Annotated in this window: 12 protein-coding genes and 1 tRNA gene; 5 read left to right on the plus strand and 8 right to left on the minus strand. The window is 61.4% G+C overall.

What is annotated here, in order from left to right; translation table 11 throughout:
• Positions 1–23 precede the first annotated feature (23 nt).
• From GNP00_RS07330 to GNP00_RS07345, 4 genes are all read left to right on the plus strand, one after another.
• On the plus strand, positions 24–878 hold the full coding sequence (locus GNP00_RS07330; RefSeq protein WP_049764907.1) for an ABC transporter permease subunit: 855 nt from the start codon (positions 24–26) through the stop codon (positions 876–878).
• Positions 879–880: 2 nt separating this feature from the next.
• Entirely contained in the window at positions 881–1,735 is an 855-nt protein-coding gene (locus GNP00_RS07335; RefSeq protein WP_011579412.1) for an ABC transporter ATP-binding protein, read from the plus strand.
• Positions 1,732–2,580 carry an ABC transporter ATP-binding protein gene (locus tag GNP00_RS07340; RefSeq protein ID WP_011579411.1) on the plus strand — a complete coding sequence of 283 codons (849 nt, stop codon included), beginning with the start codon at positions 1,732–1,734 and terminating at the stop codon, positions 2,578–2,580. Before GNP00_RS07335 ends, GNP00_RS07340 begins: the two co-directional genes overlap by 4 nt.
• 131 nt (positions 2,581–2,711) lie before the next feature.
• On the plus strand, positions 2,712–4,604 hold the full coding sequence (locus GNP00_RS07345; RefSeq protein WP_011579410.1) for an MFS transporter: 1,893 nt from the start codon (positions 2,712–2,714) through the stop codon (positions 4,602–4,604).
• A gap of 87 nt (positions 4,605–4,691) precedes the next feature.
• Here GNP00_RS07345 and GNP00_RS07350 read toward each other — a convergent pair whose 3' ends face one another.
• From GNP00_RS07350 to GNP00_RS07370, 5 genes are all read right to left on the minus strand, one after another.
• On the minus strand, positions 4,692–5,198 hold the full coding sequence (locus GNP00_RS07350; protein ID WP_011579409.1) for a DUF1993 domain-containing protein: 507 nt from the start codon (positions 5,196–5,198) through the stop codon (positions 4,692–4,694).
• 185 nt (positions 5,199–5,383) lie between these two features.
• Positions 5,384–6,184 (minus strand): FAD binding domain-containing protein, encoded by an 801-nt coding sequence (locus tag GNP00_RS07355; protein WP_011579408.1) that lies wholly within the window; start codon positions 6,182–6,184, stop codon positions 5,384–5,386.
• A 22-nt stretch (positions 6,185–6,206) separates the two neighbouring features.
• The gene (locus tag GNP00_RS07360) at positions 6,207–8,552 is read right to left on the minus strand and encodes a xanthine dehydrogenase family protein molybdopterin-binding subunit (protein WP_011579407.1); all 2,346 of its coding nucleotides are present in this window, start codon (positions 8,550–8,552) and stop codon (positions 6,207–6,209) included.
• Positions 8,553–8,689: 137 nt separating this feature from the next.
• A complete protein-coding gene (locus GNP00_RS07365; RefSeq protein WP_011579406.1) occupies positions 8,690–9,175 on the minus strand; it encodes a (2Fe-2S)-binding protein in 486 nt (161 codons plus the stop codon).
• 117 nt (positions 9,176–9,292) lie between these two features.
• Entirely contained in the window at positions 9,293–10,255 is a 963-nt protein-coding gene (locus GNP00_RS07370) for an omptin family outer membrane protease (RefSeq protein ID WP_011579405.1), read from the minus strand.
• 332 nt (positions 10,256–10,587) lie between these two features.
• Here GNP00_RS07370 and GNP00_RS07375 point away from each other — a divergent pair.
• Positions 10,588–10,663, plus strand: a tRNA-Thr gene (locus GNP00_RS07375).
• A 408-nt stretch (positions 10,664–11,071) separates the two neighbouring features.
• On the opposite strand, the gene GNP00_RS07380 is transcribed toward GNP00_RS07375, so the two are convergent.
• The 3 genes from GNP00_RS07380 to GNP00_RS07390 are packed head-to-tail and all read right to left on the minus strand — an operon-like array spanning position 11,072 to position 13,916.
• Positions 11,072–12,580, minus strand: a complete 1,509-nt coding sequence (locus tag GNP00_RS07380) for a fumarate hydratase (RefSeq protein ID WP_011579404.1) — start codon at positions 12,578–12,580, stop codon at positions 11,072–11,074.
• The gene (gene maiA, locus GNP00_RS07385) at positions 12,577–13,221 is read right to left on the minus strand and encodes a maleylacetoacetate isomerase (protein WP_011579403.1); all 645 of its coding nucleotides are present in this window, start codon (positions 13,219–13,221) and stop codon (positions 12,577–12,579) included. Before maiA ends, GNP00_RS07380 begins: the two co-directional genes overlap by 4 nt.
• Complete coding sequence (locus tag GNP00_RS07390) at positions 13,218–13,916, minus strand: fumarylacetoacetate hydrolase family protein (protein ID WP_166015814.1); 699 nt, start codon at positions 13,914–13,916, stop codon at positions 13,218–13,220. The genes maiA and GNP00_RS07390 overlap by 4 nt, the downstream gene beginning before the upstream one ends.
• Positions 13,917–13,937 lie beyond the last annotated feature (21 nt).

Genomic DNA, 13,937 nt, shown 5'->3' on the forward strand with positions numbered 1-13,937 from the left:
TGGTGGACGCGAGCCGCCGCGCCATGCTGGCCGAGTTCTGGTACTATTTCCGCCAGAACCGCGGCGCTGTACTGGGCTTGTGGGTTTTCCTGCTGATCGTCGCGGTGGCGATCCTGGCTCCGGTAATCGCGCCTCATAATCCAACCGCGCAGGTGCGCGGCGCCTTCCTGGTGCCGCCCGCGTGGGAAGAGGGTGGAAGCTGGGACTACATCCTTGGCACGGATGCCGTGGGCCGCGACATCCTCTCACGCCTGATCTACGGCGCACGCTTCTCGCTTTTCATCGGTGTGGTGGTGGTCACGCTGGCGGTGGTGGTCGGCGTCGTGGTGGGCGTAATCGCCGGCTATTTCCGCGGGGCCGTGGACACTGTGATCATGCGGCTCATGGATATCATCCTGGCCTTCCCGTCGCTGTTGCTGGCCCTGGTGCTGGTGGCAGTCCTGGGACCGGGGTTGATGAACGCCATGATCGCTATCGCACTGGTGCTGCAACCGCATTTCGTGCGGCTTACGCGCGCCGCCGTGATGGCGGAAAAGAACAGGGATTATGTGACCGCCGCGAAGGTGGCGGGCGCGGGCAATATCCGGCTGATGTTCAAGACCATCCTGCCGAACTGCACGGCGCCGTTAATCGTGCAGGCGACGCTCTCGTTCTCCAACGCCATCCTCGATGCCGCCGCGCTCGGCTTTCTGGGCATGGGCGCGCAGCCGCCTACGCCCGAATGGGGTACGATGCTGGCGGAAGCGCGCGAATTCATCCTGCGCGCCTGGTGGGTAGTGACCTTCCCCGGCCTTGCCATTCTCATCACGGTTTTGGCCATCAATCTTATGGGCGACGGCCTGCGCGACGCCCTCGATCCGAAACTGAAGAGGTCGTGAGCATGGCTCTGCTCGAGATCGAGAACCTTTCCGTCGAGTTCGAAACCGCAACCGGCAAGCTGCGGGCGGTGGACGGCATCTCGCTTTCCGTGGATGAGGGCGAGGTGCTTGCCATCGTCGGCGAGTCCGGGTCCGGCAAATCCGTCTCAATGCTGGCCGTTATGGGCCTCCTGCCCTGGACGGCGACGGTGAAGGCGGACCGCATGACATTCCAGGGGCGCGATATCCTCAGTCTCCCTTTCAGAGAGCGCAGGCGCATCGCCGGCAACGAAATTGCCATGATCTTTCAGGAGCCGATCGCCAGCCTCAATCCGTGCTTCACCGTCGGCTTCCAGATCGAGGAAACGCTGAAGGCGCACACGGACCTTGGCCGGGCGGACCGGAAGAAGCGGACAATCGAGTTGCTAAAATCCGTCGGCATTCCCGATCCGGAGGAGCGACTGAACTCCTTCCCGCACCAGATGTCCGGCGGCCAGTCGCAGAGGGTGATGATCGCAATGGCGCTCGCCTGCAACCCGAAGCTGTTGATTGCCGACGAACCAACGACGGCGCTCGACGTGACGATCCAAAAGCAGATTCTGGATCTCCTGATGGATCTGCAGGCCAGGACAGGCATGGCGATGATCCTGATCACGCACGACATGGGCGTTGTGGCGGAGACGGCCGACCGGGTGATCGTGCAGTACAAAGGCAAGAAGATGGAGGAAGCCGACGTGCTTTCCCTGTTCGAGGCGCCGAACCATCCCTACACAAAGGCGCTGCTCTCCGCCCTGCCCGAGAATGCAGTAGGAGACCGCCTGCCGACCGTCTCCGATTTCGCGCTGGAAGAAGCGCCGTACACGGGAGCTGCCTCATGAGCCAGGTCGTGCTCGAAACGCGCAATCTCGTGCGTGACTATCAGATCGGCGGCGGCCTCTTTCGCAAGAGCCATGCGGTTCATGCGGTCAAAAACGTGAATTTGACGCTGGAGAAGGGCAAGACGCTCGCCATCGTAGGGGAAAGCGGTTCCGGCAAGTCCACACTCGCACGCATGATAACCATGATCGATGCGCCGACCGCGGGCCAGATATTCATCGATGGCGAAGAGGTGGACATTCTCAGGAAGGGGTTGACCCCAGAGCTGCGCCGCAAGGTGCAGATCGTATTCCAGAACCCCTACGGCTCACTCAACCCCCGCCAGAAGATCGGCGACGTTTTAATGGAACCGCTCATCATCAACGCGAAGATCCCGGCTTCCGAGCGGCGCGACCGGGCAATGACCATGCTGAAGAAGGTCGGGCTCGGGACGGAGCATTTCAACCGTTATCCGCATATGTTTTCAGGCGGCCAGCGCCAACGTATCGCGATCGCGCGCGCGCTGATGCTCAATCCGCGACTTCTGGTGCTCGACGAGCCTGTCTCCGCGCTCGACCTTTCGGTGCAGGCGCAGGTTTTGAACCTGCTCGCCGACCTGCAGGACGAATTTGGCCTTACCTACGTGTTCATCAGCCATGATCTCTCGGTGGTGCGCTATATAGCGGACGAGGTGATGGTGATGTATCTGGGCGAGGCAGTCGAATACGGCCGGAGGGATGAGGTGTTCTCCAACCCGAAGCACGAATATACGAGGACCCTCTTCGCCGCTACGCCGCGTGCCGACCCCGAAGCAATCCGCGCCAGGCTTGCGCGGCGTGCGAAGCAAAGGACAACCGTCGAAGTTTAGGATTCTCGCCTTAGACCAAAGTCATAGTTCCAAAGTCTCGCTGCATTTGCGGCTCCGATTCTGGCATTTCTTAAGGTGAACGGTGCGCGCTGAGGAGATGCCCGCGTCGTTTTCATACCTGGGAGGACACTATGACAGTTGCATCGACGGTCGATACCGGCCAGCGCGGCATGACGCGCGAGGAAAAGAAGGTCATCTTCGCCTCCTCGCTCGGCACGGTATTCGAGTGGTATGATTTTTATCTCTATGGGTCGCTCGCCGTCTTCATCGGCGCTACCTTCTTCAGCCAATATCCCGAGGCTACGCGGAACATCTTTGCGCTGCTGGCCTTTGCAGCGGGCTTCCTGGTGCGGCCCTTCGGGGCCCTGGTTTTCGGCCGCATCGGCGATCTCGTGGGACGAAAATACACGTTCCTGATCACTATTGTGATCATGGGTCTTTCAACCTTTCTCGTGGGCCTGCTGCCCGGCTCCGCCTCGATCGGCATTGCCGCGCCAATCATCCTTATTGCGCTACGCATGCTGCAAGGCCTGGCTCTCGGCGGCGAATATGGCGGCGCAGCCACCTATGTCGCCGAGCACGCGCCGGATAACAGGCGCGGCTATTACACGTCGTGGATCCAGACCACGGCGACACTCGGCCTCTTTCTTTCGCTCATCATAATCCTGCTGGTGCAAGCCTCCATGGGTCGAGAAGCTTTCACCGCCTGGGGCTGGCGCATACCTTTCCTGCTCTCCTTCATCCTGCTCGCGATATCAGTCTGGATCCGGCTCTCACTCAACGAATCGCCGACTTTCCAGCGCATGAAGGAAGAAGGCAAAGGCTCCAAAGCGCCCCTGTCGGAGGCCTTCGGCCAGTGGAAGAACGCCAAGATAGCGCTCCTGGCGCTGCTCGGCCTGACGGCGGGCCAGGCAGTGGTTTGGTACAATGGCCAGTTCTACGCGCTCTTCTTCCTGCAGAACGTGCTCAAGGTCGACGCCCAGTCCGTCAACATCATGATCGCCCTTTCGCTGGCGCTCGCCACGCCCTTCTTCATTTTCTTCGGCTGGCTGTCGGACAAAGTGGGCCGCAAGGTGATCATCATGGCCGGGCTGGCGCTCGCCATCGTCACCTATTTTCCGCTGTTCAAGGCGCTCACCTGGGCCGCTAATCCCGCTCTTGCCCAAGCTCAGGCGCAGGTGCGGGCTACTGTCACCGCCGCTCCGGGCGACTGCAAGTTCCAGTTCAACCCGACTGGCACGGCGAAATTCACGACCTCCTGCGACATCGCCACTTCGTTCCTGACACGTACTTCCGTGCCGTATGACGTGGCGCTGACCGCGCCAGCGGGCACACCAGCAACGGTGCAGATCGGCAATGCAACAACCATCGAGTCCTATGACGCCGTCGCGGCAGGCGCCGACGCGCGGGCAAGGGAGTCTGCCTTCGCACATTCCGTCAACCTTGCGCTGCAACAGGCAGGGTACCCGTTGGTTCGCGATCCCGCCAGGGTAGCAGAGCCGAAGCTCGACGCCTTCATTGCTGCCAATCCGGAGCTTAACCTCGATGCAGCGGCCATCCGAGGCAGCCAGGGCGCTACGGTGCCGGCGGAGCAGGCGGTGGAAGATGGGTTGCTGACGGCCGCGGAAGCCGCGGCAGCCGGCAATGAGGTGGCCGTTTACACCATTCCCGGTGCAGGTGCGTTCAAAATGGTGGCAAATCCGGAGGCGGTGAACTGGCCGCTGGTCATCGGCATCCTGTTCATACTGGTCGTCTATGTGACCATGGTCTACGGCCCGATCGCCGCGATCCTGGTGGAAATGTTCCCGACCCGCATCCGCTACACCGGCATGTCATTGCCATACCACATCGGCAATGGCTGGTTTGGCGGGCTGCTGCCGGCAACGGTTTTCGCCATGAGTGCCTATCGGGGCGATATCTACTTCGGCCTCTGGTATCCGGTCGCCGTGGCCGCGATGTCGCTCATTATCGGCACCTTGTTCATACGGGACACGCTAGGCACCAATCTAAATACCAAGGAGTAGCCCCTTCTCCTCCCCTGCCCTGGCCCGGCGCTTCGCGCCGGGTCTTTTTTAGCAGCCACAACCGAAGGCGGCGCCAAAGACTCCTAGTTAGCCTCGCCCGAAGAAATCGAGCTTGCCCAGCGGCACGCCCTTGTGCCGAAGAATCCCGTAGGCGGTGGTCACGTGGAAATAGAAGTTGGGCAACGCAAAGCTGAGCACATAATCCTTCCCCGTATAGGTTATCGAAGCATTTGGCGTCTTCAGCGTTACCTCGATGTTCTCGCCCGCATCCACTGAATGTGCCGGCACCTGCTTCAGGAAATCCACGGTCTTGGCGATGCGCGCCTGCAGTTCATCAAAGCTCGCCTCGGTATCCGGCATCGAAACGGCCTCCACCTGAGCGACCCGGACCGCGGCGAATTTTGCCGTGTCGCTCGCCCGTTGAATCTGGGCGGTTAGCGGCGCCATGTCTGGAAAAAGCCTGGCATTGAGCAATTCCGAATGCGGAATGCCTTTCTCGTCGGCAAAGGCCCGCCCCTTGTCGAGGAATTTTGAAAAATGACCGAAGGTTTTGATGAAGACCGGGATGCTGACGTCATAAAGCGACACGGGCATGTGATTTTACCTTAGCGGTTCGGGTGAATGCCGGCGGAGGCCGGCGTTTTCGGAAGTGCACCATATCCTGCCGCCGAGCGCAGTCAATTGCAGCGGCAGGTACTGCCAACATCGCTGTCGGCACTATTTTCGGACGAGCAAAAGGGGCCTGGGAAGGTCCCTTTCTCAATCGGTTTCAGAATGGCTCAGCCGTTCGCCGCCTGTACGGCGCGTTTCGCCATCACGACGATGAGGTTGGCGCGATACTCGGCTGAGGCGTGGATGTCGGACATCAGCCCATCCGCGGATATCGTGATGCCGTCGAGGGCGGAAGGATCGAAAGAACGGGAAAGCGCATCCTCCATGGCGGTGGCGCGGAAGACGCCGTCCTCGCCCGCCCCCGTTACCGCAACGCGCACGCCTTCCGGACGGTTCGCCACGAAAACGCCGGTAAGCGCATAGCGCGAGGCCGGGTTCGGGAATTTGGCATAGCCCGCCTTCTCCGGCGCCGTGAACGACACCGCCGTCACGATCTCATCCTCGTCCAGGGCCGTGCCAAAGAGGCCGGTGAAGAACTCGTCCGCAGCAAGGGCGCGCTTGCTGGTGTGGATCATGGCGTTGAGGGCCAGCATTGCGGCCGGATAGTCGGCGGCGGGGTCGTTGTTGGCAATCGACCCGCCAATCGTCCCCATGTGCCGCACATGCGGGTCGCCGATATGAGAGGCAAGATGACAGATGGCAGGGCAGACAGAGGCAAGGCCGGTATGTTCAGCCACCTCCGCATGGGTGGTGCCGGCGCCGATACGTACATCCCGGCCGTTCACTGTGATGCCCTTCATTTCGGCGATGTGCCTCAGATCGATGACATCGGAAGGCGCAGCCAACCGCTGTTTCATGGTGGGGATGAGGGTCTGGCCGCCGGCGAGGAACTTTCCGTCCTCGGCCTCGCCCAGCATCTTTACGGCCTCGGTGACCGAGGAGGGGCGATGGTAAGTGGTTTGGTACATTGGCTTCTCCTCTTTGCGCCGGTCAGTGCTTCCGGAGCGCCGTCCACACCCTTTGCGGCGTGGCCGGCATGGTCAGGTCGTTGTTGCCGATGGCATCCGTTATCGCATTGATCACGGCAGGCGGGGAGCCGATAGCGCCCGCCTCTCCACAGCCCTTGATGCCCAGTGGATTGCTCGGGCTTGGCGTGACGGTTGTCGAAACGAGGAAGGAGGGCACGTCACTCGCACGCGGCATGGTGTAGTCCATATAGGACGCCGTGACGAGCTGGCCGGAAGACGGTTCGTAAACGCAGCCTTCGAGCAGTGCCTGTCCCACGCCCTGCGTGATGCCGCCATGGACCTGCCCCTCAACGATAAGGGGATTGATGATGGTGCCGAAATCGTCCGCCGCAACGAACTGCACGATCTCCGTCACGCCCGTCTCGGGATCGACCTCCACCTCGCAGATATAGCAGCCCGCGGGGAAGGTGAAATTGGTCGGATCATAGAAGGAGGTCTCCTTCAGGCCCGGCTCCATGCCAGCCGGCAGGTTGTGCGCCGTATAGGCGGCGAGCGCCACCTGTAACCAGGGCAGGCTGCGGTCCGTGCCGGCCACCTTCACCTCGCCGTTCTCGATGACGATGTCGCCCTCGTCCGCCTCGAGCAGGTGGGCGGCGATCTTCTTCGCCTTTGCCTCCACCTTGTCCAGAGCCTTCACGATGGCCGATATGCCAACAGCCCCGGAGCGCGAGCCATAGGTGCCCATGCCCATCTGCACCTTGTCGGTATCGCCATGGACGACGGACACCGAATCAAGCGGCACGCCCAGCCTGTCCGCCACCACCTGGGCAAAGGTGGTCTCGTGGCCCTGGCCGTGGCTGTGCGAGCCAGTGAGCACCTCGATCGTGCCGGCGGCGTTCACGCGCACCTCAGCCGATTCCCAAAGCCCGATGCCAGCGCCAAGGCTGCCCACCGCCTGCGAGGGCGCAAGACCGCAGGCCTCGATGTAGCAGCTCATGCCGATGCCGCGCAGCTTGCCGCGCCGCTTCGCCTCCTCGCGGCGGGCGGGGAAGCCTGCATAATCGGCAGCTCGCATGGCAGCTTCGAGCGACGCCTCATAATCCCCGGCGTCATAATTCATGATCACCGGCGTTTGATGCGGGAATTCGCGGATGAAATTCTTGCGGCGCAATTCCGCCGGCGAGACGCCAAGCTCGCGCGCGGCGGTCTCCATCACCCGCTCCAAAAGGTAAGTTGCCTCCGGCCGTCCCGCGCCGCGATAGGCGTCAACAGGTGCGGTGTTGGTGTAGACGGTGCGCACGTTGCAGTGAATATGCGGGATTTCGTACTGGCCGGAAAGCAAGGTGGCGTAGAGATAGGTAGGCACGCAGGAGGAGAAGAGCGACATATAGGCGCCGAGATTGGCAATGGTGTCGACCTTCAGGCCCACGATTCGGTTGTCCGCGTCGAAGCCCATCGAGACTTCCGTAACATGATCGCGTCCATGGGCATCACAGAGGAAGCTCTCCGTGCGGTCCGCCACCCATTTCACCGGTACGCCGGTGCGTTTCGAAGCCCAGAGGCAGACGATCTCCTCCGGATAGATGTAGATCTTGGAGCCGAAACCGCCGCCCACATCCGGCGCGATGACGCGCAGCTTGTTTTCCGGCGCGACATTGTAGAAGGCGCTCATGACGAGGCGGGCCAAATGCGGGTTCTGACTCGTTGTCCAGAGCGTGAAATGGTCCTCCGCCTTGTCATAATGCCCGAGAGCCGCGCGAGGCTCGATTGCGTTAGGAATGAGGCGGTTGTTGACGATCCGCATGCGGGTGACGTGGGCCGCGCCCGCAAGCGCCCGCTCAGCATCCGCGGAATCGCCGAGCTCCCAATCGAAGATGAGATTGTTCGGGGCTTCCGGATGGATTTGCGGCGCGCCTGCTTCCAGCGCCTTTTGCGCATCGGTGACGGCGGGAAGCTCGTCATAATCGACCGCTACCGCCTCCGCCGCGTCGCGGGCCTGTCCTCGCGTTTCGGCCACGACGATCGCGACAGCATCGCCCACATAGCGCACTTTATCGGTGGCGAGCGGCGACCAGGCTCCCATCTTCATGGGACTGCCATCCTTGGAGTGGATCATCCAGCCGCAAATGATATTGCCGATCCCGTCGCTCTTGAGCTCCGGCCCGGTGAGCACGCCAATCACGCCGGGCATAGCTTTTGCCGAGGCCGTATCGATTGCCTTTATCGTCGCGTGTGCGTGCGGGCTGCGCACAAAAACCGCATATTTCATGCCGGGGACGACCATGTCGTCCACGTAACGGCCGAGACCGGTGACGAACCGCTGGTCCTCCTTGCGCGTGACCCGCGCGCCGATGCCTTCGATGCCCATGTTGCTCCTCCGTCGAAATGAGCGAATAGGGAACGCGTAAGAATGGCATCGCCACGCCTGCGCCGGCACTCAGGAGAGTTGCATCCTCAGCACATTTGCAGTCCCTATTCTAAATCCCCTCCTAGCTACTCGCTTTCCTACGCCGCTTGCGCCTTGCCGCTCATCTCTTCGGATGCGGCCATGATCGCCTTTACAATGTTGTGATAGCCGGTGCAGCGGCAGATATTGCCCTCCAGTTCCGCCCGCACGGTCTTCTCATCGAGCCCTGCGGGATGACGGCGAATCATATCGACCGCGCTCATGACCATGCCTGGCGTGCAGAAGCCGCACTGCAGCCCGTGATGCTCCTTGAAAGCGGCCTGCACCGGGTGCAACTGCCCGTCTTTCGCAAGGCCCTCGATGGTGACAACCTCGCAGCCGGAAGCCTGGGCGGCCAGCATGGTGCAGGATTTTACCGCCTTGCCATCCACATGCACGACGCAGGCGCCGCACTGCGACGTGTCGCAGCCGACATGAGTGCCTGTAAGGCCTTGGCTCTCCCGCAGGAAATGGACGAGCAGCATCCTGTCCTCCACACTGCCCCGCACCTCGCGGCCATTGATCACCATCGATATATCAGCCATGGCTTCCCTCCTAATTCGCGACCGGCACTCAAAGGCGCGTAATAGCGCCGAGCTTACCTCACAAGTTGCAGGAGTCCATAACCTCTAAGTCGGAGAGAGCACGCGGCAGGGAACGCGCTAAAACCTGAAGCGCAGGCCGACGCCTATATTCAACGCCTGCAGCGAAGCGCCTGCGCTATCTTGAAAGAGAGAGCTTTGGCCGGTGCGCGTGTCCAAAATGTGCGTGTTGCCTTCCATGCGGAAATATTTTTCGAAGCGTGCCGACAGGAATGCCTCGCCCTTGTCGGAAACAGGCACGCTCGCCCGCAGCTGCAGGGCCAGATAAGGACTTCGCTTGAACTCGTCCTTGAATTTGAGCGACCGCAGCCAGTGGTGATCCTTATCGCGCGGCCACAGGGTCACGCCGCCCAGTATGCCTGCATCGAAATGCACGCTGCCGATCTGGCGGGATGCGCCTAACCCTCCATAGAGCGCCGGCAGCCGCTGGCGATAGGTGATTACGGCCTGGCCGTCAGGAAAACTCAAACTATCCCCGCGAAACTCACCGTCTTCGGTCGTATAAACGAAGGAGCCGCCGTAGGAGCTTAACTGAAAATCAGTATATCGCAGCCCGCCGAGAATGTTCAGGGTCGTCCTATTGATCTGCCAGGCGGCATAGCTGGCCCCCAGGTCCAGCGCCACATAATGGTCAAGCTGCGTGTCCCAATGGACGGAACGGTGGGACCAGTCAGGACTTGGCGTCAACCAGTCATAATCGGCCATGAAATTGCTGTGGTCGATCCCGACCGTTGCGGAGCCCGACAGCCGCCATCGCGGTGTCATGTTCATTTCCGCGCGGGCAGTTATGGTTGCCGCGGCATTGATGTCCCATATCAGCCTGCTTACTGTTCTGCCTTCCTCATAGACGTATTCGTTCGCCCTGGCTGTGAGGTAGCCAGCCTCAACAGAGAAACGGAACTGTTCGTTCTGCGCGAGAAACAAGCCCGAAAAAGTCACAGGGTCCGCAGCATGCGCAGTTCCGATGAACGGGAGGATGCACAAGCCCAAGATGCCCGTGTGAAGCATTAAATGCTTTCTCATGAATCCTCCTTCGATCCATGCTGTGCGGCAGATCCGGAACTTCAGGAACCCGTCAGCGCGATATGCCGGTTCTAGTGATCCGCCTGTTTTATGCGCAAATAATGCATGTTCGGGGGCTGCCGGGCGCGATCGCCTCCCGGTTTGGAAGGATAGGAACAATCGCAAGATGCCATCATCATGCACCAGGTGCCCCCTGGACGGACGCGCGGCACAAGGCCATTGGAAAAGTGAAAAGCTCACATGGGTCCGGAACTTGGCTCTGCTCTTATCGGGCTCTTGATTATCGGGCACAATGCCTGTATCAGCCGGGCACCGATGGCCGGTTGGCCCGGGCCGCATTAGCTCAGTTGGTAGAGCACGTCATTCGTAATGATGGGGTCGCTGGTTCGAGTCCGGCATGCGGCACCACCTAACCACCAGTAGCCATACTGGCGGCAGACCTGCCTTGCAGCATTTCTCCCAAAAAATTTATAAGAGCACGACGTGCCATTGTTATAGTCGATGCAACGCCATGTAGCTCTATGGCTAAACTACAGTAAAAATCACGAATTAGTTGAAATCTGCATGATCAGACGGATGTCATCCCCTTTTGTTTTTTAGAAGGAGGATGGCATGGAAACATACTAGGCGATTCAAACTACTTGCCCACAGACCACGCTTGCCGGCCCTGGGGCGGCATCCTCCTTTTCAGCATATCCGGGCAGCGGCGGCGCGCTGGGCGGCGTAGCACGGATCAGCATGCCCGCTTTCAACGCAACCGCTGCCATGCAGCTTTGGGCACACAAAGCTGGCGACAGCTTCTCGCACACTTATCGGTTAAGAAGACCGGCTGGTTGACGTTCTACGCCACTGCGCGGGTCCTGTGTCGTGTATCGATGTACCCGCGGTGTCGACTGCGACGATGACGGGCAGGTCCTGGACTTCGAATTCGTGGATGGCTTCCATGCCGAGGTCCTCGAAGGCGACGACGCGGGCGTTGCGGATCGCGCGGGAGATGAGAACGGCTGCGCCGCCGACGGCGATGAGGTACGGGGCCTTGTGGCGAGCGATCGCTTCAATAACGTCTGGTCCACGCTCGGCCTTCCCAATCATCAGTCCGAGACCGGTTTGGGCAAGAAGACGGGGAGTGAATTTGTCCATTCGGGTGGAAGTGGTGGGTCCCGCCGGGCCGATGATCTCGCCCGGAGCGGGATCGACCGGACCGACATAATAGATCGCGCGGCCGCGCAAATCGACGGGCAGGGGATCGCCGCGATCCAGCATTTCGTCGAGGCGCTTGTGGGCTGCATCACGGCCAGTCAGGATGCGGCCCGACAGAAGCAGGGTGTCGCCTGCTTTCCAACTCTGCTTCGCGGACTCGGTCAAGGTGTCGAGATTGATCCGCTGGACTCCGTCAACGGCGGGGGCGGTGATCTCCGGCCAAAGCGCAGGATCGGGCGGCGAGAGATCGAAGCCCTCGGTTGCCGAGATGCGGAAGCGGACCATTCGCGTTGCCACGCATTGCGGGATCAGCGCGACCGGCAGCGCAGAGGCATGCGTTGGCGCGGTCCGTAGCTTTACGTCGAGCACCGCGGTCAGCCCACCCAACCCCTGGGCACCAATGCCGAGTGCGTTGGCCCGGTCACAGACGCGGACGCGGAAGGCCTCCTCTTCGGTGTGGTTCGCCTTCTGTCGTAACCATGCCATGTTGGGCGCATCGTAAAGGCTCTCCTTGGCAAGCCGCATGGCCATGTCGGCGCTGCCGCCGACCCCGATGCCCAGCATGCCCGGAGGGCACCAGCCGGCGCCCAAGCCGGGAAGCTGATCGATTACCCAGTCCTCGACGCTGTCTGAAGGCCTGAGTGTGGTGAAGCGGCTCTTGTTCTCCGAGCCGCCGCCCTTCGACATGAGGGCAATTTCGATACCGTCTCCGGGCACGATTTCCACGGTCAGCATGCCCGGGGTGTTGTCGCGGGTATTGCGGCGCGCGAACAGCGGGTCGGCGACGATGGAGGCCCTCAGCGGGTTGCGGTCATCGGCCCAGGCTAGCCGGATCGCTTCGTCGAGCAGGTTCTGAAGGCTGGAATCACCATCAAGCCGCACCCCCATGCCCACTTTCATATGCGCGTTGACAGTGCCGGTGTCCTGACAAATGGCACGTTGCCCGAGCGCGGCCATGCGCGAACTGATCAGGATCTGCTCGATTGCGGCGCGGGCGGGCAAGCTCTCCTCTTGTGCGTGGGCAGCCGCAAGGTGGCGGATGTACTCGGGCGGATGGAAGACCGAGATGTACTGCAGCGCGGCGGCGATGTTAGTGACGATCGCTGCGTTGGAAATACGGGTCATGCTTTGGCTGCGTCAGGCTGGCGGTCCGGATGGGCAGCCTGCACCTCCGGCAGGGCCGTCATCGCCGCATGGGCGCGGGCGAGTGTCGGATAGTTATTCACATCGACACCCGCACGAGCCGCGTTGCCGACTTGCGGGACGAGGCATATGTCGGCCATAGTCGGCGTGGCGCCGAAGAGGAACGGCCCCTGGCCACCGGCGCATTGCGCTTCGATCCCACGGAAGCCCTCGGCGACCCAGGTCCTCTCCCAAGCCTTCACGGCAGCTTCGTCGAGGCCGAGCTCTCCCTTTAAATATTCCAGCACCCGGCGGTTGTTCAAAGGGTGGATATCGCAGGCGACCAGTAGTGCAACCGAGCGAACCAGAGCCCGGTCGAGCGGGTCGGCGGGCAGCAGCGGCGGGGTGGGATACGTCTCGTCCAGCCAGTCGATGATCGCGATGGATTGCGGAAGGATGGTCTCCCCCACGCCAAGAGCAGGAACAAGGCCTTGCGGATTGGCGGCACGGTAGGTCGCGCTCTTGTGCTCCTCACCGCGAATCCAAACACCGTGGCGGTCATAGGCTACGCCCTTCAAATTGAACGCGATCCGCACCCGCCAAGCCGCGGTCGAACGGAAGAAGTCGTAGAGAACGGGTTTCATATCGCGGGCCCGATCGTCGTGGTGAGGACGGGGAACCCTGCGATTCCGCCGGTCATGGTCTGCCCGGCAGTGACCGGCCCGATCCCGGCTGGTGTACCCGTCATAATGAGATCGCCCGGCTCCAGTCGCCAGAGGCGTGAGCAGGCGGCAACGATCTCGTCGAGCTTCCAGATCAATTGCGCCAAATCTCCCTCCTGCTTCCGCTCGCCGTCGACGTCGAGCCAGATTTCCCCGCTTTGAGGGTGGCCGATTTCTTCGCTGCGGAGGATCTCCGTCATTGGAGCGGATGCGTCAAAGGCCTTGCCGGTGTCCCAGGGACGGCCATCGTCGCGCGCCTGCGTCTGTAGATCTCGCCGGGTCAGGTCATTACCCACGGCGTAGCCCATGACATGAGAAAGGGCATCTTGCTCGGAGATGTTGGCGCCTGCCGTTCCGATGGCAGCGACCAGTGCGATTTCGTGCTGCAAGTTGCCTGTCGCGGCAGGATAAGGAATCGTGCTCCCGTTTTGCACCAGCGCATCGGATGGCTTGGTGAAGAAGAATGGCGGGTTGCGGTCCGGGTCGCGGCCCATCTCGCGCACATGTTCGGCGTAGTTCCGTCCGACACAAAAGATGCGGCGGACGGGGAAGCGCGCCGAAAGGCCACGCACGGGAAGGCTGGGCCGCTCAGGCGGTGTGAAGATATAGTTGGTCATATCTGTATCCTTTGGAGCCAG

This window comes from Chelativorans multitrophicus, from assembly GCF_011317445.1.
In the GTDB taxonomy this organism is placed as follows: domain Bacteria; phylum Pseudomonadota; class Alphaproteobacteria; order Rhizobiales; family Rhizobiaceae; genus Chelativorans; species Chelativorans multitrophicus.

What these genes read in the sequence shown, in the direction of transcription:
- GNP00_RS07330 (WP_049764907.1), top strand. Translation starts at nt 24, where the DNA reads ATGCTGGCCGAGTTCTGGTACTATTTCCGCCAGAACCGCGGCGCTGTA.
- GNP00_RS07335 (WP_011579412.1), top strand. Translation starts at nt 881, where the DNA reads ATGGCTCTGCTCGAGATCGAGAACCTTTCCGTCGAGTTCGAAACCGCA.
- GNP00_RS07340 (WP_011579411.1), top strand. Translation starts at nt 1,732, where the DNA reads ATGAGCCAGGTCGTGCTCGAAACGCGCAATCTCGTGCGTGACTATCAG.
- GNP00_RS07345 (WP_011579410.1), top strand. Translation starts at nt 2,712, where the DNA reads ATGACAGTTGCATCGACGGTCGATACCGGCCAGCGCGGCATGACGCGC.
- GNP00_RS07350 (WP_011579409.1), bottom strand. Translation starts at nt 5,198, where the DNA reads ATGCCCGTGTCGCTTTATGACGTCAGCATCCCGGTCTTCATCAAAACC.
- GNP00_RS07355 (WP_011579408.1), bottom strand. Translation starts at nt 6,184, where the DNA reads ATGTACCAAACCACTTACCATCGCCCCTCCTCGGTCACCGAGGCCGTA.
- GNP00_RS07360 (WP_011579407.1), bottom strand. Translation starts at nt 8,552, where the DNA reads ATGGGCATCGAAGGCATCGGCGCGCGGGTCACGCGCAAGGAGGACCAG.
- GNP00_RS07365 (WP_011579406.1), bottom strand. Translation starts at nt 9,175, where the DNA reads ATGGCTGATATATCGATGGTGATCAATGGCCGCGAGGTGCGGGGCAGT.
- GNP00_RS07370 (WP_011579405.1), bottom strand. Translation starts at nt 10,255, where the DNA reads ATGAGAAAGCATTTAATGCTTCACACGGGCATCTTGGGCTTGTGCATC.
- GNP00_RS07380 (WP_011579404.1), bottom strand. Translation starts at nt 12,580, where the DNA reads ATGACCCGTATTTCCAACGCAGCGATCGTCACTAACATCGCCGCCGCG.
- maiA (WP_011579403.1), bottom strand. Translation starts at nt 13,221, where the DNA reads ATGAAACCCGTTCTCTACGACTTCTTCCGTTCGACCGCGGCTTGGCGG.
- GNP00_RS07390 (WP_166015814.1), bottom strand. Translation starts at nt 13,916, where the DNA reads ATGACCAACTATATCTTCACACCGCCTGAGCGGCCCAGCCTTCCCGTG.